The organism is Streptomyces sp. NPDC050416, assembly GCF_044458845.1.
Lineage (GTDB): Bacteria > Actinomycetota > Actinomycetes > Streptomycetales > Streptomycetaceae > Streptomyces.
Genome location: NZ_JBITII010000007.1, coordinates 255,103 through 275,326, shown reverse-complemented (window position 1 = coordinate 275,326; position 20,224 = coordinate 255,103). Strand labels below are relative to the sequence as shown.

Here is a 20,224-nt window from a genome sequence, read left to right as displayed (position 1 = left end):
CGACTGGTAACCAGGCTGCTCTTGACTGACCGAATACCGGCTGGCTTGGATCAGTGAGTGATTACTACGGCGAAGAGCAGCACCCGGTCCATCACCAGGCACCCCCGCGCGGCCGCAGTCGCGCTCGCCGCGGCGGCGGCTCTTCTCGGAGGCTGTTCTTCCGGCGGCACTTCCGACGACCCGCTCAAGGGCGGCGGAGCGGAGAGCGGCACCGTCGTGGTCGGCTCCAACAACTTCGCCGAGAGCATCCTGCTCGCCGACATCTACGGCGAGGCCCTCAAGGCCAAGGGCGTCAAGGTCACTTACAAGCCCAACATCGGCAGCCGTGAGACCACGTACGGTCTGATGAAGAACGGCGCCATCACGCTGCTGCCGGAGTACAACGGCTCCTTGCTGGCGTACCTCGACTCCAAGGCCAAGCCGAAGACGGTCGAGGAGACCACGACCGCGATCAACGGCAAGCTCGATCCCAAGCTGGAGCTGCTGAAGCCGTCGGCCGCGCAGAACAAGGACTCCGTGACCCTCAACGCGGAGACCGCGAAGAAGTACAAGCTCACCTCCGACTCCTCCATCGGGGAGCTCGAGGACGTCGCCAAGGACCTGGTGTTCGGGGGCTCCCCGGAGTTCCAGACCCGGCACCAGGGCCTGGTGGGCCTGAAGTCGGTGTACGGCCTGGAGTTCAAGTCCTTCAAGTCCCTCGACGCGGGCGGGCCGCTGACCCAGACGGCGCTGAGGAAGAACACCGTGCAGGCCGCGGATCTCTTCACCACCGACCCGACCATCGCGCGGGACAAGTTCGTCGTCCTGAAGGACCCGGAGAACCTCTTCGGCTTCCAGAACGTGCAGCCGCTGGTCCGCAAGGGCGAGCTGTCCAAGGAGGGAGCCGAGGCGCTCGACGCGGTCTCGGCCGAGCTCGACACGAAGGCACTCCTCCAACTGGACGCGCAGGTCCAGCTGGAGAAGAAGGACCCGCTGGACGTGGCCAAGGCGTGGCTGAAGTCGGCGGGCCTGGTCTGAGCCGGCTGACCGTCACGGTGTGATAACGGTCCGGGCGGATCCCGAGCGGATCGAACGCGGGCCGGGGGTGGGGCGTCACAGGGACGGAACCATCCCCGGTCACCGCGAACCCCTGGGAGCGTCATGCGTACCGACATGACCCGCGCCGCCCGTCTCCTCCTCGTCCTCGCCCTGTCCGCGGCCGGAGCCGGTGCCTCCGCGGGGTGCGGCACGGCGGAAGCCGGCCGCACCGATCCCGCGCCGTCCCCGCGCTCGAACGACCGCGCCCATCGGGTCGCCAAGGCCTGGGACGGCTCCCGGGCGGCCGCGCAGTGGCGCGCGGGCTACCACCCCATCGCACCGGTCGTCCAACTGCCCGCGGGAGGCCTCCGCGACGACGCCGACCGGCGCGCGTACGCGACCGGTACCTTCGACCTGCGGGCCCCGCTCCCCTCCGCCCGGGGGAAGAGCGGCCGGGTGACGTGGCAGGAAGGGGGCTCGCTCACCAGGCCCCTCGTGCCGGCCGAGCGGGCCTACCGGACCCTGGACGGCAACAGCGGCCCCGGTCCCCGGCTGACCGTCACCAAGGCAGAGTCGGGGGACATGACCGTGCTCACCAGCCGCGGGCCGGCGACCGTCCCGGCCTGGCTGTTCACCCTGAAGGGCTATGCCACTCCTCTGAAGGCGGCCGCCGTGAACCCCTCGGGGGTGCCCAAGTCGCCTGTCGCACCGCTCGGGCCGGACGTCCCCACGGACGTGCTGGCGCCGCTCGGCGGCCTGACGGGGGTGGCGCGGGACGGCCGGTCCGTCACCGTGGTGGCGCACCACGGATCCTGCGACGACGGCCCCGTCGTGACGGCGCTGGAGACACGGGGCAGCGTCGTACTGTCCGCCTCCGTGACCGGCACCGACGACGGCCCCTGCACCAGTGACCTGCGCGGCGAGAAGGTCACGGTGAAGCTGGACCGGCCGGTCGGCGGCCGCATCGTCCTGGACGCGTTCACGGGCCGCCCGGTGCCGTACACCGAGTGGCCCGGGCCCACACCGGGCCGGGGCTGAGACACCGCCGGCCGCGGGCTCGTACCGCCTGGCTCAGGCCTGCACAGCCGTCGCGATCAACTGGTCGATCAGGGCGATCAGCACGTCCCGGCACGACTCCCTCTCCCGCGCGTCGCACAGCAGCACCTGCACGTGCTCCGGCACCGCGAGCGCCTCCCGGATGTCCTCGGGCGGATACGGGTGTTCCCCGTGGAAGCCGTTGACCCCGACGACGAACGGGATGCCCCGGCGTTCGAAGAAGTCGATCGCGGCGAAGCTGGACTCGGGTCTGCGGACGTCGACCAGGACCACGGCACCGAGCGCGCCGAGGGCCAGGTCGTTCCACATGAACCAGAACCGCTGCTGCCCCGGCGTGCCGAACAGGTACAGCACCAGGTCCCGGCTGATGGTGATGCGGCCGAAGTCCAGGGCCACGGTGGTGGCCCGCTTCTCCTCGATACCGTCCAGGTCGTCGACGCCCAGACCGGCCATGGTCAGGGGTTCCTCGGTGCGCAGCGGGGCGATCTCGCTGACCGACCCGACCATGGTGGTCTTGCCCACGCCGAAGCCGCCGGCGATGAGGATCTTGACCGTGTCGGGTGCCGAGGACGCGTCGGTGGCGACGTCAGAGCCGGCCAAGGCCGTCCCTCACTTTCTTCAGCAGGTCCAGGTCCGGAGCGGTACGGGAGACGAGGCGCGGCGGACGGACGGTGATCCGGCCCGCCTCCAGCAGGTCGCAGAGCAGGATGACGACCACGCTCACCGGCAGGTCGAGCCGGGCGGCCAGCTCCGCCACGGCCAGCGGCTCGGCGCACAACCGGAGGATCCGGGTGTGCTCGGGCTGGCACCGGGCCGCCGTGGCGGGCTGCGGATCGACGGCGGTCACCGTCGCGATGAGTGTGAAGTCGGCGCGGCTGGGCCGGGTCCGGCCACCGGTCAGCGCGAACGGCCGTACGAGCCGTCCCGCCGAGTCGCCTCCGCCCACCTCACACGCCGGGGTCGACGACGGGACCGGCCATGCCCCGCGGTGCCGCGCTGAGGTGCTCGCCGATCTTCTTCACCAGCATGTTCATCTGGTACGCCACCACACCGACGTCCGCGCCCGGCCCGGTGAGCACGACGAGGTGCGCGCCGGGACCGGCGGAGGTGAGGATCAGATAGCTGTTGGCCATCTCGATGAGCGCCTGGCGCACCGGGCCGCCCCGGAAGTCCATGCTGACGCCCTTGCTGAGGCTCATCAGGCCGGACGCGGTCGCCGCGAGCCGCTCGGCGTCGTCGCGCAGGAATCCGGTGGACTTGCTGACCACCAGGCCGTCCTCGGACAGCACCACGGCCTGGTTCACGTCGGCGACCCGCTCCACGAGTCCGGTCAGCAGCTGGTCGAGCTGGGTGTGCGTGGCGGGGATGGGGCGTGTCATTGCGGTGTCCTTCGTCAGCGGTCGGCGGGCGGAGTCGAGGGGACGGGGCCTGCGGCGGCCTGCGGGGGTGGTGCGGCCGCTTCCTCGTCGTACGGCTGCTCGGCGTCGTCGTCACGGGCCCGGAGCGTGCCGCGCTGGAAGCCGGCCAGGGACGAGGCGGCCGCCTCCGCGGTGAAGTCGTCGGGGGAGCCGTCGTCCTCGGCGGGCGCGGACTCCTCGCGCAGTTCCTCCACCAGGCTCGTCTGCGGCACCCGGCGGGGGAGCGGGGCGAGACCGTCCCGGCGGGGGACGACTTCGCGGGCGGCGGGCGCGGCGGCAGGGACGGCTGCGGTGGTGGCGGTCCGGGCCGATGTGAAGGGCCGGGGCTCGCGGGCGGCCCCGGCGGTGGCCATGGCGCTGCCGGCGTTCCCGGCGTCCACCGGGCTCGGCCCGTCCTCCGGGCCGTCACCGGCCCGCGGGCCGTCGCCCGCACCCCTCGGGCCGACGAGGGCGGCCAGGCCGTTCACGCCGGCCGTGTCCTTGCCGTCCCGGGCGCCCGGCGCACCGGCCTCCGGGGCCTCACGCACCACGATGTCGTGCGGTATCAGCACGATCGCCGTGGTCCCGCCGTACGGCGAGGCGCGCAGGGTGACGGCGATGCCGTGCCGGTGGGCCAGCTGGGCGATCACGAACATGCCGAGCCGCAGGTCGTCCGCGAGCGCCACCACGTCGAACTGCGGGGGCACCGCGAGCTGCTCGTTGAAGGACGCGTAGTCCTCCTCCGACATCCCGAGGCCGCGGTCCTCGACCTCGACGGCCAGGCCCTTGGCGACCATCCCGGCCCGCACCGTGACGGGGCTCGGGGCGGGCGAGTACGCGGTCGCGTTGTCGATGAGCTCGGCCAGCAGGTGGATGACGTCGGCCACCGCGGGCGGCGCGACGGACACCTCCTCGTCGGTGTGCACCTCCACCCGCCGGTACTCGGCGACCTCGCCGACCGCGCTGCGCAGGATGTCGACCAGCGCGACCGGCTCGGTCCAGCTGCGGCCGGGCCGTTCGCCGCTGACGATGACGAGGTTCTCCTCGTAGCGGCGCAACTGGCTGGCCGTGGAGTCCAGTTCGTACAGGCCCTTGAGGATGTCGGGGTCGGTGTGCTCGCGTTCCAGCGTGTCGAGCCTGCTGAGCTGGAGGTTGACCAGGTTCTGGCTCTGCCGGGCGATGCCCAGGATGACCTTCTGGAAGCCGCGCCGGGTGTCGGCGAGTTCGACCGCGGTGTGCACGGCCGTGCGCTGGGCGGTGTTGAACGCCTGTGCCACCTGGCCGAGTTCGTCGTGACCGTAGTCCAGCGGGGTCGTCGCGGACTCCGGGTCGACCGTCTCACCGCGTTCGAGGCGGGCCACCACGTCGGGCAGCCGTTCCTGCGCGAGGCTGACGGCGGCCCGGCGCAGTCCGCGCAGCCGCCGTGACAGCGAGCGGGTGATCCGCCAGGACATGCCGACGCACACCAGCAGCGCGAGCAGCCCGCCGGCGCTCAGGATGCCCGCCTTGATCAGCAGCGCGTTCGCCTTGCCGGCGCTGCGTTCGAGCAGGCCCGTCGTCTGCCGCTGGATCAGACTCGCGTAGTGGTCGGACAGTTTGTCCATGGCGGCGTTCCACCGCTTCTGGGCGTCCGGCAGGGCGATCCGGTCCGAGGCGGCGCCGGAGTTGCGGGCCGCCAGCACCTGGTCCTCGATGGACTGGAGCGTCTGCCACTCCGGGCTCGCCAGGATCCGCTCGGTCTGTGCCTTGGCGCTGCCGGTCAGCTGGGGCACGACCTGGTCCTGGACGAGCCAGCGCCGGGTGTTCACCAGCTCCGTGAACTGTACCCAGGCCTTGTCGTCGAGGTGCCCGGACGGCCACGCCAGGGTCAGCTGCGCGTCCTCCCGGGACACCAGCTCCGCCGCGTGCTCCAGGGCGACCAGCGGACCGGCCTGCGAGGTGAGGTCGCCGTCGTCGACCTGCGAGAGCTCCTGGAAGGCGTGGATCTGGTCGTCGATGATCGAGGAGTACTGGTCCAGCGCCTGCTGCGCGGTGATGTCGGTCGGGTGGTCCACCTGGTCGCGGTAGTACTCCAGGCTGCCCACCGAGCCCAGCACCGAGTACAGCCGGTCCGATATGCGGGAGGGCGCCTTCTCGATCGCGTCCGCCTGCCCGACCAGCTTCCCGACCGCCGCGTCGGTCTCCTCGCGCTGTTTGTCGAGGGCGGCCCGGGAGCCGTGCGGCGATGCCAGCCAGGCCGCCGACAGGCTGCGTTCCCGCTGGAGGGCGAGTGTCGTGTCGGTGCCCATGGCACCGGTCGACCGGCTCAGCTCCGTCTGGTCGCGCAGCCGGAGCCCCTCCGAGAACATCTGGATGGTCGTCACGCCCCACATGCCGGCGAGGGTGACGCTGGGCACCAGGGCCAGAAGCACCAGGGAGAGGCGTATGGAACCGAGGCGGCGCCGGGCACCTGTCCGTCGAGACATCGTCGTCCTAGGGCGATCAGCGGGGAGGGAGGAACGGGAAGGCGGAACGGGCGGGGCGGGGGACGGGAGCGGGGGACGGGCGCGAGGGGTTTCGCGTGCCGGTTACGGCACATGGGATGCGCAGGATGTTATCCGTACAAGTGACCGCGGGGCCCGGGCCTGACCGAATCTTTGGCGACACCGTCACAGGAAGGGTCCGCTCACCGGGTCCCGGCGGCGGCGAAACGTGCCACCGCGGACACGTTGGACCTCGTCACGAACGCGGGGCCGGTGAGCACCGGCGCCGTCCCGCCGCCGCTGATGTTGCCGTTGGTCCGGTACAGCCACAGGGCGTCCACCGCCAGGTAGCCCTGCAGGTAGGGCTGCTGGTCGACGGCGAACTGCACCTTGCCGCCCCGGACCGCCTCGACCAGGTCCTTGTTGAGGTCGAAGGTGGCGACCTTGGCTCTGCTGCCGGCCTGCTTGACGGCATCGACCGCGCTGAGCCCGTACTGGGCGCCCAGGGTGACGACCTCGTCGATGCTGGAGTCCTGCCGCAGCCGGGACGCGATCGTGGCGGTCACCGCGTTCATGTCGGCGCCGTCCACGTACACGTTGTCGGTCTCGCCGTCGAACGTCTTGCGCACGCCGGCGCAGCGGGCCTCCAGCGCGACGTTGCCCCGCTCGTGCACGACGCACAGGGCGTGCTTGGCCTTCACCTCGTCCAGCTTGTCGCCGACGGCCCGGCCGGCGACGGACTCGTCCTGGCCGAAGTACTCCAGCAGGCCGGCCGGGCGCCAGGCGTCGATACCGGAGTTGAGCCCGACGACGGGGATGCCGGCCGCCTTGGCCTGGGCGATCGGGCCCCGCATCGCCGCCGGCTTGGCGAGCGTCACGGCGATGCCGTCGACCTTGTCGCGGACCGCGTCGCGCACCAGCGCGGCCTGCGCGGACGCGTCGGCGTCGCTGGCGTACGTCAGGTCGATGCCGTCCTTGGCCGCCGCCTTCTCGGCGCCCCGGCGTACCAGGTCCCAGAAGGCGTCGCCCTTGCCGCCGTGGGTGACCAGGGCGACCTTCATCCCGCCGCCCGGCCCCCCCACCGGGTCCGCGTCCGCCCCGTCGTCACTCGTGCCGAGGACGGAACAGCCGGCCACCAGCAGACACACGGCGGACACCAGGGCCGCGACACGGGTGAGTCTCGCGGAGGTGTGCGGCGGGAGAGGAGTCTTCATGAGGGGCGGACCTCGCTGTGCGGCCGAGCAAGAGCAGGAGGAGAGCCGGGCGGACCGCACGTGAGCACGGGCCGGATGACTCTCGTTGGCCCGGAGCCAACCGTGTGTGACCACTGGGCGTCAAGTGAGCGGCCACATGCCGTGAGTCAGTGCTGCCGCATCGTGATGATCTGTCCGGCGGGTCGAACATGGGAGGTCATCGCCATGATTTTCATACCGTCCGTGCGGTTCGGGACCCGGCGTCCCGCACGGAAAAGGCCTCCCGGAGCGGCCGCCGGGGCAGCCTAGACTGGTGCGGCTCACAGGACGACGCAGGCGACGGAAGGGACGGCGACGGTGGCGGCAGCCGGCAGTGGCTTCGAGGACCCGCCCGCCGACGTGCTCGACCGGGCGGCCGCCTCCTTCGGACTGCTTGCCTCGCCCGCCCGGCTGCACATCGTCTGGGCGCTGGCCCAGGGCGAGAGCGACGTGACCGGGCTCGCCGAGCGGGTCGGCGGCGCGCTGCCCGCGGTCAGCCAGCACCTCACCAAGCTGAAGCTGGCCGGACTCGTCGGCTCCCGCCGCGAGGGCCGCCGGCAGGTGTACTACGTCGACGACCCCGACATCGTCGACGTCGTACGGCTCCTGGTGGGCCGGCTCACGGACCGGGCGGCGCCGCCGCGCCGCCGCCTCCATGGGCTCTGAGACCGCCGACGGCACCACCCTGGAGGTGCTGCGGCGGCTGGAGTCGGGCCCCCGGGGACTGACCGGGAGCGAGGCCGCGGCCAGGCTGCTCACCCACGGCGAGAACACCCTGCCGGACCGGCGCACGCCGTCCTGGCCCCGCCGGTGCGCGCACGCCCTGCGCGACCCCTTCACCGCCGTCCTGCTCTGCCTCGGCCTGGTGTCCGCCGCCGTCGCTTCCTGGGGCACCGCCGTGGTCATCCTCGCCCTGGTCGCGGTCAGCTGCGTGCTGCGCGCGAGCGGGGAGCACCGGGCCGACCGCTCCATGGCCGCCCTGCGCGAACTGGTCGCCGGCACGGCCACGGTGCTGCGGCGCGACACCGACCGGGAACCGCCCCGGCCCCGCGAGGTGCCGGTCCCCGAACTCGTCCCCGGCGACGTCCTGCGCCTCGGCCCCGGCGACCTCGTCCCGGCGGACGTACGACTGCTGCGCGCCCGCGGACTCACAGTGCACCAGGCCGCCCTCACCGGGGAGTCGGCGCCGGTGGCCAAGAGGGCGGTGGAGGGACCGGCCGGATCCGGAGGGGACGACGAGACCCCGCTGTGTTTCCAGGGCAGCACCGTCGCCACGGGCAGCGGTACGGCCGTCGTGGTCGCCACCGGGGGCGCCACCCGGTTCGCCGCCGCCCACCGGCAGCCGGCCACACCCCGGGAGGGCGGGGCCTTCGACCGGTCCGTGCACGGCATCTCCTGGGTGCTGATCCGCTTCATGCTGCTGACGCCGCCCCTTGTCCTGATGGCGAACGCCGCGCTGCGCGGACGCGGCCTGGAGACCCTGCCCTTCGCCGTCGCGGTCGCCGTCGGTCTGACGCCCGAGATGCTGCCGGTGATCGTCACCACCTGCCTGGCCCGGGGCGCCGCCCTGCTCGCCCGCACCCACGGCGTCATCGTCAAACGGCTGCCCGCGCTGCACGACCTGGGCGCGGTCGACGTGCTGTGCGTCGACAAGACCGGCACCCTCACCCAGGACCGGCCGGTCCTCGCACGGGCCCTCGACGCGGCCGGCCGGGACGACCCGGAGGTGCTGCGCTGGGCCGCCGTCGGCGCCTGGTGGACCCTCCAGCTCGCCGAACTGCCCGCGCCCGACGCCCTCGACGAGGCCCTGCTGGCGGCGGCCGGGCCGGTGGGCGAGGAGTGCGACGGGGTGGACGCGGTGCCGTTCGACCCGGTACGGCGCTTCTCGACGGCGGTGGTGCGCGGCTCCCTCGGGCGCCACACCGTCGTCGTCACCGGCGCCGCCGAGGCCGTGGTGGAGCGCTGTGCGGCTCAGCCTGGGGAGCGCGAACGGCTGCTGGCGCTCGCCGCCCGGGAGGCGGACGCCGGGCTGCGGGTACTGGCCGTCGCGACGGCCGACCGCCCCGCCGGTGCGCCCGGGCCGCCCGGCACGCGGGGCCTGACCTTCCGGGGCCTGGTGACCTTCCGGGACGCCCTCGCCCCGACCGCCGCCGAGGCCCTGCGCGGTCTGGCCGACCGGGGCGTCACCGTGAAGGTCCTCACCGGCGACCATCCGGCCACAGCCGCCCGGGCCTGCCGCGAACTCGGCCTGGATCCCGGGGAGATACGGACCGCCGCACAGCTGCAAGGCCCCGAGGCCGCCGGGGAGGCGACCGTCGTCGCCCGCTGCACCCCGCAGGACAAGGCCCGGGTCGTCGCCGCCCTGCGCGCCGCCGGGCACACCGTCGGCTTCCTCGGTGACGGCGTGAACGACGTGGCCGCGCTGCGTGCCGCCGACGTCGGCCTCGCGCCCCGCTCCGCCGTCGGCGTGGCACGGGAGAGCGCCGACGTCGTCCTCGCCGAGAAGGACCTCACGGCGATCGGCCACGCCATCACCGCCGGGCGGCACGCGAGCGGCAACATCGCCTCATACCTGCGCGTCACGCTCTCCTCCAACCTGGGCAACGTCGTCGCGATGCTCGCCGCGGGCCTGCTCCTGCCCTTCCTGCCGATGCTCCCGGCCCAGGTGCTCGCCCAGAACCTCTGCTTCGACGCCGCCCAGCTCGCCTTCGCCCACGACCGTCCCGGCGCGGCGGCCCTGCGCGGTCCGGCCGTGCTGCGGCCGCGCTCCTTCCTCCGGTTCGTCACCGGCTTCGGCCTGCTCAACGCGGTCGCCGACCTCGCCACGTTCGCCGTCCTCGCGTTCGCGCTCGACGGCCCCGACGCCGTCGACGACGAAGCCGTGTTCCACTCCGCCTGGTTCACCGAGAACCTGCTCACCCAGGCCCTGGTGATGCTGCTCCTGCGCACCGGCCGGCGCGACGAGGGGGGCCGTGCCCCCGGCCCGGTCGGTCTCGCGGCGGCCGGCCTCGCCGCCGTCGGCCTGCTGCTGCCGCCGAGCCCCCTCGGCACGGCCCTCGGCATGACGGCCCTGCCCGCCGCGTACTACCTCCTGCCGGCCGTCGTCCTCGGCCTGTACGCCCTGGCCCTGACGGCGGCCCGGGCCTGGCAGGTGAGGCGTCAGCCGTAGGTGAGGTTCGAGCAGGGGTTGTCGTCCGCGGACCGGGCACCGGCGGCGATCTCCGACGGCACGGCGGACGGAGCCGGGGACGCGGACGCGGTCGCCGCCGGGCCGTCCGCGTACGACTGCCCCAGCACGACACTGATCCCGCTGCCGGTCACGGGCTGGAGCTCCGCGCCGGGGAAGGCCGCCGCCACCGTCCGGGCGCGGTCCTCCAGGCCGGGGCCGTACTCGACCAGTGTCGTGGTGTGGTCCTGGGCGGACGCCGTCGCCGTGCCCGTGACGGTGAAGCCGTCCGAGGTGAGAGCGGCGGCGGCGCGGGCGGCCAGGCCGGAGACGGAGGTGCCGTTGTAGACGGCGACGTCGATGCCCGCACCGGAGACCGGAGCGGGGGAGGCGGACGCCGCGGAACCCGGCGTCCCGGTCCTCTTCCCGCCGGCGCTCTTGCCGTCGATCGTGCGGTCGGCCCGGAGCGCGGCCCACAGCGCGTCGGCGTCCGGCTGCACGACCGCGACCCGTGAACCCTCGTAGCGCCAGGGCAAGGTCACGAACTTCGTGTTGTGCAGGTCGATGTCCTTCAGGGACAACGCGAAGGACATCAGCTTGTCCGCGGAGCCGAGGCCGGGGTCGACGGTCAGCGACTTCGTGGCGGCCTCGGCCAGCGGCAGCAGCCGCGTCGGAGTGAAGCCCTCGCTCTTCACCTCCTTGAGCAGGCTCGCCACGAATGCCTGCTGGCGCTTGATCCGGCCGATGTCGGAACCGTCGCCGATGCCGTGCCGGATGCGGACGTAGTCCAGCGCCTTCTGGCCCGAGACGGTCTGCTCGCCCTTGTGGAAGAGCAGCTTGCCCGGGGCGGTGAGGTGGGGGTTGAGGTCGTTCTCGTAGACGTCCTGCGGCAGGCACACCTTGACACCGCCCACCACGTCCGTCAGCCGGGCGAAGCCCTTGAAGTCGACGACGACGGTGTGGTCCACGCGCAGGCCGGTGAGCTGTTCGACGGTGTTCTGCGTGCAGGCGGGGTTGCCCTTGGCCGTCTGGCCGACCGAGTACGCCGCGTTGAACATCGTGTCCGGCTGTGCCTTCGTCCAGCCTCCGCCCGGCAGCTTGCACGGCGGGATGGTCACCAGGGTGTCGCGGGGGATGGAGACGGCGATGGCGTGCCGGTGGTCGGCGTAGACGTGCAGCAGGAACGCGGTGTCGGAGCGGCCCACGTCGTCCTTGTCGCCGCCGCCCAGCGCCTCGTTGCCGCCGGTGCGGGTGTCGGAGCCGATGACCAGGACGTTCTCCCCCTGCGACGAACCGGCCTCAGGGCGGTTGTCGGAGAGGCCGCCCGAGTCGAAGGTGCTGATGTCGCCGTCCAGCTTCAGATACAGCCAGCCGGCTCCGCCCGCGGCGAGCACGAGCAGGGCCAGACAGACGACGAGCCCGACCCGTATGCCACGGCCACGGTCACGGCCACGTTTACGGTCACGGCCGCGCCGGCGACCGCGCCGCTGCCTGTCGTCCCGCGCGGCGGCCCTGTGCCGCGGCGGCGGAGTCCTCCGGTTGCTGGTGACCGTCATCGGCGTCTTCTTGCCTCTCACCCGGGGTTGTACAGTTGCGCAATGTAGCAACTGTCGATGAGAGGGAGGGCATGACGTGCTGCGCAACGGACTGGAGCCCTGGCATCTGCTGATCGTGGCGATCGTCGTGATCGTCCTGTTCGGCTCGAAGAAACTGCCCGACACGGCGCGCTCGCTCGGCCGCTCGATGCGGATCCTCAAGAGCGAGGCGAAGGCGCTGAAGGAGGAGGGCGCGGCGGGCCCCCCCCCCCCCCCCCCCGCCCGGGCCCCCCCCCCCCCCCCCCCCCCCGCCCGGCCCGCCCCCCCCCCCGGCCCGGGGGGGGGCCCCCGCGGGGGGTGGGGGGGGGGGGGGGCCCCCCCCCGCCCCGGGGGGGGGGGGGGGCCCCCCCCCCCCCGACCGTCAGCCCGTCAGGACCGGCAGCGACCGATGGCCGTGGGAGATGAACGAGTCCACCGGCCGCAGCTCGTCCGCCGGTACGGCGAGGGCCAGGCCGGGGAACCGCGCGAACAGGGCCGGCAGGGCCACGCGCGCCTCCAGCCGGCCGAGCGGTGCGCCCAGGCAGTGGTGGACGCCGTATCCGAAGGCCAGATGATCCTTCACGGCGCGGGTGACGTCGAACGTGCCGGCGTCCGGGCCGTGCTGCTCCGGGTCGCGTCCGGCGGCGGCGTAGGCGGCGAGGATCGCCTCGCCTTTGCGGATCACACTGCCCTGGGGGCCGCCCAGTTCGCCGAGGGGCAGGTCCTCCACGGCGTACCGCAGCGGCAGGCTGGCCACCGGCGCCTCGGCCCGCAGGGTCTCCTCGATCACGTCGTCCCAGGAGGCGCGACCGCCGAGAACGTGCGCGAGCTGGCCGGGGTGGGTGAGCAACGCGTGGACGGCGTTGTCGAGCAGGTTGACCGTCGTCTCGTGACCGGCGCTGATCATCAGCATCAGCGTGTCGAGCAGCTCCTGCTCGCTGAGCCGCGTACCGCTCTCTTCCTCGCGGGCCGCGATCAGCGCGCTCGTCAGGTCGTCGCCGGGCGCCGCCCGTTTCGCGGCGACGAGCTCACCGAGGACGGCGTAGAACCGGGCGTAGGTGTCGGCGACCTCGGCCGCGTCAGCCGAGGTGTGGAAGACGCTGTCCACCACGGCACGCAGCTCGGGCCCCAACTCCTCGGGTAATCCGAGCAGTTCGCCGATGACCTGGATGGGCAGCGGATAGCAGAACTCCTCGCGCAGATCGACCGCGTGGCCGTCCGCCCCACCGCCCGCCCCGGCCTTGGCGACCCGGTCGAGCAGCGCCGCGGTGATCTCCTCGATCCGGGGCCGCAGCTCGGCGGTGCGGCGGGCGGTGAACGCCTTGGAGACGATGGTGCGCAGCCGTTTGTGGTCGGTGCCGTAGGCCGTGAACATGTTCTGCACGGAGACCCAGGTGTACAGCGGCCAGTCCGGTGAGACCTCGCCGTCGAGCCAGCGGTGCCAGTGCCTGCGTGCGTCCTTCGACACCCGCGGGTCGGTGAGCAGCCGCTTCAGCAGCGGGGCGCTGCTGACCGCCCAGGCCGGGACACCGTGGGGGAGTTCGACGGGGGTGACGGGTCCGCGCTCGCGGATCCGGGCGGCCTCGCCGTGGATGTCGCGGCCGGTCGGGTCGATCACTATCGGGTGTGTGAACTCCATCGGACTCTCTCCCTGGGCTGGCGGCGGTTCGCGGGGCACGCGGACGCCTCGTGGGCGGTACGTGCCGCGTCCAGCCAAGTGGCCGCGGCCGGGCGGCGCCAGAGGACGGAGAATCAGTGGCCTGTTTCAGGCGGTCCGGCCGGCCTCCCGCTCCACGGGCTGAGCCACCGCCTTCGCGGCCGGGGCCGCCTTCCTGCGCCGGCGCCGGCTGACGCGCGGCTCCTGGTCCGGCAGCCAGCCGAAGGTGAGGCAGCTGCCGACCACGCCGAGGAGCAGGCCCACGAAGAAGCCGCCCAGGTTCGAGGTCAGCCAGGTCCCCAGGGAGACCAGCACCCCGATGACCGAATAGAACAGGCGCTGGGAGGGGTTGAAGAGGATCAGCACGCCGCACAGCAGCATCACGGCCGGGAGCAGATAGCCGGCCAGTCCCTGCATGCCGACGTGCAGGATGACGTCCAGCGACGCCTTCAGGGTGAGCAGGACCTCCGCCCCGCCCAGGGCGAGCAGCAGCCCGCCCCAGAAGGGCCGGTCCGCCCGCCACTGGCGGAAGGCGGACCGGAACGTCCCGTGTGGACCGCCGGGCATCAGCAACCCGACCCGCTGAAGCCCAGTTTCAGCCCGGGCAGCTTGAACACACCGGCCGTCGTGGCGTAGTTGGTCTGCCGCAGCTTGGCGATGTGCACGGTGTCGGACTGCTGGCTGAACACGCCCTTCGGCCCACGGCCCTGTGGCCCGGCCTTGTTCAGCGTGCTGGCGTCGTTGCCGATCTCGATGTTCTTGAAGGCCGCGTCACCCGTGAGCTCCGTGGAGTCGGTGGTCAGGTCGCTGGCCCGGACCTTCGCCGCGCCCTCGCCCGCCCTGATGACCAGGTTCGTGCCGCCCAGGTCGACGCTCTGGCACAGCTTGGTGAGCGTCGCCTCCTTGATCACGGAGGTGACGACCAGCACCTGACCGCCGGTGTCACCCGCGTTGGGGCTGCCCTCGGCCATCTCGTCCAGACCGCCGAACTGTGCGAAGCCGGTGCCGTTCAGCTCGGTGGCGGTGACCGTGAACGGCATGCCGGAGATGGCGAACTGCACGCCCAGCGCCCCCTCGGCGGTGAGGATCGCGAGGCCGGCGGCGACCGCGGCGGCCGGCACCGCCATCACGGCGGCCCGGCGTGCCCGGACCCGCCCGAGGCGCGCGGGGACGTCACCGGCGTCCGCGGCGGCGGTGCCTTCCGGTCTGTCGGAGGTGTGCTCGGCGGAGGAGGTCATGTCTGCTCCAGGTGCGTGTCGGTGCGGATCGGACTGCGTGGCACGTTGCGACTTCGGCGGCACATGGGTTGCGAGGTGCGACTTCGATGGCACGTTGCCCTGGCGCGGACATCGACCGCGTACGCACGTCTCCCCGCAACTCCCGGCGGTTGCAAGGGCTTTCTCGTTACGCCGCAGTAGCCGACTCGGAAGTTACCGGGGGTTACATGAAGGGTCAAGGGAAGTGTGAACAAAGAGTGGCGAATGTGCGCCACATGTGAGTCGGCGCCCTTCATGAACGTGCAGCGGACGCACAACTCCCTTGCGAGCCCTTGACGTTGGCTGACGACCAGGTCTACAACTCTCCTCGTCTCACCGGATCCGTGGCGCCGGATCCGCCGCGCGGCACCGTCCGCGTGTCCCGGAACCGCTCGTCCCGTACGGGCAGCTCGCCGCCCGGTGCGTCCGCACGGGCTTTCCACTGCCCGGGTCCGACCCTCCACGGCACCGGCACGGGCCCTTCCCCGGTGCGCCGTGCCACAACCCCCCCGCCCGGCCCGGCCGGCGGCCCGTCCCCGTGCGTGTCTCCGGCCGGTCACCGGTCTGCCGTTGCCGGTCCGTCACGTACGGAGAAGGCGTAACGGGCCGGCAACGGCGGACGCCGAACCGCGTCCCCAGCACCCCCACCCCGCAACGAGAAGAGGTACACCCGCATGCGTACGCGCACCCTCCTCACCCTCACCGCCGCCGTCGCCGCCCTGGGGCTCACCGCCCCCGCCTCCGCGGCCGACACCCCCGTCCTGACCACCACCGACGGCGCGGCCGTCGCGGTCGGCGACGTCCTCAACGCCTCCCTGGCGAGCGGCACCGCCGCCACCTTCTACTCCAGCGCGACCGGCACCAGCGGCATCTCGTGCACCTCGTCGGCGTTCGCCGCCACCGTCACCGACAACCCGGCCGCCCCCGGCACCGCCACCGAGTCCCTGACCTCGCACACCTTCGACACCAGCGGCTGCACCGCCAACGTCGTCGGAGTGCTCGGCGTCAGCGGCATCACCGTCGACAACCTGCCCTACACCAGCAGCGTGTCCTCGGACGGCACCGTCTCCGTGACCCCGGCCGAGGGCTCCGTCATCCAGTCCACCGTCAGGCTGCGCACCCTGCTCGGCACCATCACCTGCGTCTACCGGGCCCCCAGCCTGACCGGCAAGGCGGACAACGCCGACAACAGCATCTCCTTCACCAACCAGCAGTTCACGAAGGTGTCCGGCTCCTCGCTGTGCTTCGCCAACGCCTTCTTCACCGCCAAGTACGCCCCGGTGACCAAGGGAGGCGTCGCCGTCAACGTCAACTGACCCCTGACGAGCGTCGGTTCAGCGCCGACGCAACCGTGCCGCCAGGGCGGCGCCGCCGGTGAGCACCAGCACCGCCGCGGCGCCGCCCGCCAGCATGGGCGTGGACGGGCCGGAGGGGGGTTCGGAGGTGGATGCGACCGGGGATCCGGACGCAGCTTCGGCAGCGGATGCGGAGGGAGAGGCCACTGGAGAGGCCACCGGGGCGCTCTCCTTCTCGCTCGTCTTGGGCTTGTCCTCCTTCTTCTTCTCGGGCCTGTCCGGGAACACCACATCCGAACACGAGTAGTACGTGTCCGGCGTACTGCTGTTCTGCCAGACCGTGTACAGCACGTGCCGCCCGGTACGGTCGGACGGCAGGGTCGCCTCAAGGCGGTACGCGCCGTCCCTCAGGGCCGGGTCCTTCACCTCGGCGAACGGCTTCTCGGGCAGGTCGGACCAGGACAGCGGCCCGGCCGGGTCGTAACCGGGCTTCGTCAGGTACATCCGGAACGTGCCGGTGTGCGGGATCGTCGAGACGTACCGCATGGTCAGTGTCCCGCCGGGCGTCATCCGGGTCGCCGGCCAGTCGGCGCGGGCGAGGTCGAGCCCTTTGTAGCCGGGCAGGCCCCCGCTGCACAGCTTCCCGTCGGGGACGACCTGCCGGTCCCGGCCGGCCACGTTCGCCACCCGCAGGTTGTCCCACGCGGTGAAGGGTGCGCCGTTCGCGGCGACGGCCGCGCGGCAGGCCGCCGAGCCCGCCCGGTCGCCGCCCTCGGGGGAGCAGGCCACCACCCGGCTCACGGGATCCGTCGGCGCACCGTGCGCCCGCGCCGGACCCGCCGCCCACAGCGGCAGCAGCAACGGGGTCACGAGGGCGGCCGCGAGCGCGGCGCGGTGTGCGGTCGTACGGGACATCCGTCTGCGTCTCCTCGGCCGGGCCGGAGCGTTCGGTGGTGCAATGGAGCGGTCGGTAGTGCAATACGGGCAACAGGCCCGGCGCGTTCACCACGCCACGACCTGTTCGAAAAACGGGCCATTCGCGCCCAACTGCCCGCCATAGAGGGTCGGTTTCCGGCTGGATCGAGGGTTTCCCCCGTATCCCGATGACCTGCCCTTTGCCTATCGTTCGACCACAGCTGACCCACAGGTAACCCCGAACGGGTCGCTCCCCACACGCCTGGCCGGCCACCGCGTCGCTCTTTCGAACCACCCCCCTCCGCTTCAGCGAGGAAGCGCATCCACCGCCGCTCCGCCCTGCCCGGAGTCCGGCCACGAAAGGCAACGACCGTGCGTATCTCCCCAGAGTTCAGACGGAAGCTGATATCCGTCGCCGCCGTCTCCGCCGCCCTGCTGACCGCCGCCCCCGCCTCGGTCGCCGTCGCCCAGGAGACCGCGCCCGGGCCCGCCGCCGTCCCGGCCGCACAGACTGAGGCCGCCCCCGGCGCCCCGGCCGAGCGGCTCATCGTCGGCTATAAGTCCGGCGCCTCCGAGGCGAAGTCCGACAAGGCCGCCGCCGCCGACGCCGCGGCCAAGGCCGAGAAGACCGGCGAGGACGTCGACTTCCAGCGCCGCCTCGGCACCGGCGCCGCCCTCGTCGACCTGGGCACGAACCCCGCCCGGGCGGACGTCGCCGACGTCGTCGCCCAGTACGAGGCCGACCCGCAGGTCGCCTACGTCGTGCCGGACCGCCTGAACAAGCCGACGGCCGTCACGCCGAACGACACCGACTACGGCAAGCAGTGGGACCTGTTCGAGTCCACCGCGGGCATGAACGTCCCGGCCGCCTGGGACACGACCACCGGCACCGGCGTCACCGTCGCCGTCATCGACACCGGCTACGTCACCCACTCCGACCTGGCCGCGAACATCGTCGGCGGCTACGACTTCATCGCCGACACCGCCGTCTCCGTCGACGGCGACGGCCGTGACAGCAACCCGGCCGACCCGGGCGACTGGTACAACGCGAACGAGTGCGGCGCGGGCATCCCGGCGTCCAACTCCTCCTGGCACGGCACGCACGTGGCCGGCACCATCGCCGCCGCCACCAACAACGGCAAGGGCGTCGCCGGCATCGCCCACGGCGCGAAGATCTCCCCGGTCCGCGTCCTCGGCAAGTGCGGCGGCTACGACTCCGACATCATCGACGCCATCACCTGGGCGTCCGGCGGCACCGTCTCCGGCGTCCCCGCCAACACCAACGTCGCCAAGGTCATCAACATGAGCCTGGGCGGGGGCGGCGCCTGCTCCAGCGCCACCCAGAGCGCCATCAACGGCGCCGTGAACCGCGGCACCGCGGTCGTCGTCGCGGCCGGCAACGAGAACCAGAACGTCTCGGGCGCGTCCCCGGCGAACTGCAACAACGTCATCGCGGTCGCCGCGACCAACCGCGCGGGCAGCCGGGCCTCGTACTCCAACTACGGCTCGCTCGTGGACATCTCCGCCCCCGGCGGCGAGACGAGGACCTCCACCGCCAACGGCATCCTGTCCACGCTGAACTCCGGCACGAAGACGCCGTCGAGCGAGAGCTACGCCTACTACCAGGGCACCAGCATGGCCACCCCGCACGTCGCGGGCCTCGCCGCCCTGATGAAGTCGGCCAACTCCGCCCTCACCCCGGCCCAGATCGAGTCGGCCATCAAGGCCAACGCCCGTCCGCTGCCCGGCACCTGCTCCGGCGGCTGCGGCGCCGGCCTCGCCGACGCCGCCAAGACGGTCCAGGCCGTCAAGGGCGGTACGTCCACCGGCACGACCTTCTCCAGCACCACCGCCGTCGCCATCCCCGACAACGGCGCGGCGATCGAGTCGCCGATCAGCGTCACCGGCCGCAGCGGCAACGCCCCCTCCGCCCTCCAGGTCGGCGTCGACATCACCCACACCTACCGCGGTGACCTCGTCATCGACCTGGTCGCGCCGGACGGTTCGGCGTACCGTCTGAAGTCCGCCGCCTCGGACTCCGCCGACGACGTGAAGACCACCTACACGGTGAACGCCTCCGCGGAGAGCGCCAACGGCACCTGGAAGCTGCGCGTCCAGGACACGGCGGCGCAGGACACCGGCACGCTCAACGGCTGGAAGCTGACCTTCTGATCCTTCTGAATCTCCCGGTCCTCCTTCGACGAGGACGCTGAACGGGCAGCTCACGAGCGGGCGGGCCGGCCGGTGCGGATGGGGCACCGGCCGGCCCGTCTTTACGTGCGGCCGCACAACCCCCACAGTTAGATACCGAACGCGCTGTTTTCTTTCATCAGTTGCGATTGTTTTGCCGGATGTGCACCCGCACTCCGGTGCACTGGTGTGGTGAACGCCGTCTGAGGGTGAGTTATCGTGTACGGGGGGTAAAAACAAACGGCATGACCCGTTCATTTCCGTCCCGGGAGAGTTCAGTCGATGGCGAGGCAGTTGCGAGCCGAGCAGACCCGCTCGACGATCATCACGGCCGCCGCTGACCTGTTCGACCGTCGCGGCTACGAATCGACCAGTCTCAGCGACATCGTGGAGCACGCTCAGGTCACCAAGGGCGCCCTGTACTTCCACTTCGCGGCGAAGGAGGACCTCGCGCACGCGATCCTCGAACTCCAGTCGCACACCGCCCGCCGGCTGGCCGCGGAGACCGACCATCGCGGCCACACGTCCCTGGAGGCGCTGATGCGCCTCACGTTCGGCATCACCCGCATGTCCGTCGAGGACCCGGTCCTCCGGGCCGGACTGCGGCTCGCCACCGGCGGGATCCGGCCCCGTCCGCCGCTGAGCCATCCGTTCACGGAGTGGCTGGACATCGTCACGGCCCGGCTCGTCGGCGCGGTCAAGGAGTCCGACGTCCAGCCGGACATCGACATCGACGTCGTGGCCCACTCCCTGGTCTGTTTCTTCGTCGGCACCCGGGTCGTGGGCCGCTCCCGCGAGCCCGTCGCGCGCCAGCCCCGCCGGACGGCCGAGATGTGGAACATACTCATCCGCGGCCTGGTCCCGGTCACCCGCCGCGCCCGCTACCTGAGCCTGGCGGCCCGCCTGGAACGCGAACTGGCACCGGTCTGACGGTATCTGACGGTTTCGGGCAGGACGCTGCGAACGGACCCGGCCGGGGCGCGGTCACGCTGGCCGGGGAGGGGCGC

17 protein-coding genes and 1 pseudogene are annotated in these 20,224 nt (G+C 72.4%); 8 read left to right on the top strand and 10 right to left on the bottom strand.

Annotated features, from left to right (window positions below; all coding sequences use genetic code 11):
• Positions 1-57: 57 nt before the first annotated feature.
• Positions 58-1,017: an ABC transporter substrate-binding protein gene (locus tag ACIBL4_RS23405; protein WP_399413062.1), complete on the top strand. Its 960-nt coding sequence runs from the start codon at positions 58-60 to the stop codon at positions 1,015-1,017.
• Positions 1,018-1,140: 123 nt separating this feature from the next.
• On the top strand, positions 1,141-2,055 hold the full coding sequence (locus tag ACIBL4_RS23400) for a hypothetical protein (protein ID WP_399413060.1): 915 nt from the start codon (positions 1,141-1,143) through the stop codon (positions 2,053-2,055).
• A 33-nt stretch (positions 2,056-2,088) separates the two neighbouring features.
• Here ACIBL4_RS23400 and ACIBL4_RS23395 read toward each other — a convergent pair whose 3' ends face one another.
• The 5 genes from ACIBL4_RS23395 to ACIBL4_RS23375 form a co-directional block, all read right to left on the bottom strand.
• On the bottom strand, positions 2,089-2,673 hold the full coding sequence (locus ACIBL4_RS23395) for a GTP-binding protein (RefSeq protein ID WP_399413058.1): 585 nt from the start codon (positions 2,671-2,673) through the stop codon (positions 2,089-2,091).
• The gene (locus ACIBL4_RS23390; RefSeq protein WP_399413056.1) at positions 2,660-3,019 is read right to left on the bottom strand and encodes a DUF742 domain-containing protein; all 360 of its coding nucleotides are present in this window, start codon (positions 3,017-3,019) and stop codon (positions 2,660-2,662) included. The genes ACIBL4_RS23395 and ACIBL4_RS23390 overlap by 14 nt, the downstream gene beginning before the upstream one ends.
• 1 nt (position 3,020) lies before the next feature.
• Entirely contained in the window at positions 3,021-3,452 is a 432-nt protein-coding gene (locus ACIBL4_RS23385; protein WP_020271575.1) for a roadblock/LC7 domain-containing protein, read from the bottom strand.
• A 14-nt stretch (positions 3,453-3,466) separates the two neighbouring features.
• Complete coding sequence (locus ACIBL4_RS23380) at positions 3,467-5,935, bottom strand: nitrate- and nitrite sensing domain-containing protein (protein ID WP_399413054.1); 2,469 nt, start codon at positions 5,933-5,935, stop codon at positions 3,467-3,469.
• 200 nt (positions 5,936-6,135) lie between these two features.
• On the bottom strand, positions 6,136-7,146 hold the full coding sequence (locus tag ACIBL4_RS23375; RefSeq protein ID WP_399413052.1) for a substrate-binding domain-containing protein: 1,011 nt from the start codon (positions 7,144-7,146) through the stop codon (positions 6,136-6,138).
• A gap of 336 nt (positions 7,147-7,482) precedes the next feature.
• Here ACIBL4_RS23375 and ACIBL4_RS23370 point away from each other — a divergent pair, with 336 nt between their 5' ends.
• Positions 7,483-7,830: an ArsR/SmtB family transcription factor gene (locus ACIBL4_RS23370; protein ID WP_399413050.1), complete on the top strand. Its 348-nt coding sequence runs from the start codon at positions 7,483-7,485 to the stop codon at positions 7,828-7,830.
• Entirely contained in the window at positions 7,820-10,333 is a 2,514-nt protein-coding gene (gene mgtA / locus ACIBL4_RS23365; protein ID WP_399413048.1) for a magnesium-translocating P-type ATPase, read from the top strand. Before ACIBL4_RS23370 ends, mgtA begins: the two co-directional genes overlap by 11 nt.
• Here mgtA and ACIBL4_RS23360 read toward each other — a convergent pair.
• The gene (locus ACIBL4_RS23360; RefSeq protein WP_399413046.1) at positions 10,324-11,886 is read right to left on the bottom strand and encodes an LCP family protein; all 1,563 of its coding nucleotides are present in this window, start codon (positions 11,884-11,886) and stop codon (positions 10,324-10,326) included. The genes mgtA and ACIBL4_RS23360 overlap by 10 nt on opposite strands.
• Positions 11,887-11,962: 76 nt before the next feature.
• Here ACIBL4_RS23360 and tatA point away from each other — a divergent pair.
• A pseudogene (tatA, locus tag ACIBL4_RS23355) lies at positions 11,963-12,214 on the top strand (Sec-independent protein translocase subunit TatA); the annotation flags it as partial.
• Positions 12,215-12,286: 72 nt separating this feature from the next.
• Here the strand turns inward: tatA and ACIBL4_RS23350 are convergent.
• The 3 genes from ACIBL4_RS23350 to ACIBL4_RS23340 all read right to left on the bottom strand — a co-directional run bounded on the left by ACIBL4_RS23350 (position 12,287) and on the right by ACIBL4_RS23340 (position 14,799).
• The gene (locus ACIBL4_RS23350; RefSeq protein WP_399413044.1) at positions 12,287-13,543 is read right to left on the bottom strand and encodes a cytochrome P450; all 1,257 of its coding nucleotides are present in this window, start codon (positions 13,541-13,543) and stop codon (positions 12,287-12,289) included.
• Between the two features lie 126 nt (positions 13,544-13,669).
• Positions 13,670-14,128 (bottom strand): DUF6114 domain-containing protein, encoded by a 459-nt coding sequence (locus tag ACIBL4_RS23345; RefSeq protein WP_399413042.1) that lies wholly within the window; start codon positions 14,126-14,128, stop codon positions 13,670-13,672.
• Positions 14,128-14,799, bottom strand: coding sequence for a DUF6230 family protein (locus ACIBL4_RS23340; protein WP_399413040.1), 672 nt, complete (start codon positions 14,797-14,799; stop codon positions 14,128-14,130). Before ACIBL4_RS23340 ends, ACIBL4_RS23345 begins: the two co-directional genes overlap by 1 nt.
• 692 nt (positions 14,800-15,491) lie before the next feature.
• Between ACIBL4_RS23340 and ACIBL4_RS23335 the strand changes: the two genes are divergently transcribed.
• Positions 15,492-16,133 carry a Tat pathway signal sequence domain protein gene (locus ACIBL4_RS23335; protein ID WP_399413038.1) on the top strand — a complete coding sequence of 214 codons (642 nt, stop codon included), beginning with the start codon at positions 15,492-15,494 and terminating at the stop codon, positions 16,131-16,133.
• Positions 16,134-16,151: 18 nt separating this feature from the next.
• Here ACIBL4_RS23335 and ACIBL4_RS23330 read toward each other — a convergent pair whose 3' ends face one another.
• Positions 16,152-17,027 carry a lytic polysaccharide monooxygenase gene (locus tag ACIBL4_RS23330; RefSeq protein WP_399413036.1) on the bottom strand — a complete coding sequence of 292 codons (876 nt, stop codon included), beginning with the start codon at positions 17,025-17,027 and terminating at the stop codon, positions 16,152-16,154.
• A gap of 372 nt (positions 17,028-17,399) precedes the next feature.
• Here ACIBL4_RS23330 and ACIBL4_RS23325 point away from each other — a divergent pair, with 372 nt between their 5' ends.
• Both ACIBL4_RS23325 and ACIBL4_RS23320 read left to right on the top strand, forming a co-directional pair.
• Positions 17,400-19,199: a S8 family peptidase gene (locus tag ACIBL4_RS23325; RefSeq protein ID WP_399413034.1), complete on the top strand. Its 1,800-nt coding sequence runs from the start codon at positions 17,400-17,402 to the stop codon at positions 19,197-19,199.
• Positions 19,200-19,499: 300 nt separating this feature from the next.
• On the top strand, positions 19,500-20,147 hold the full coding sequence (locus ACIBL4_RS23320; protein ID WP_399413032.1) for a ScbR family autoregulator-binding transcription factor: 648 nt from the start codon (positions 19,500-19,502) through the stop codon (positions 20,145-20,147).
• Positions 20,148-20,224: the final 77 nt, after the last annotated feature.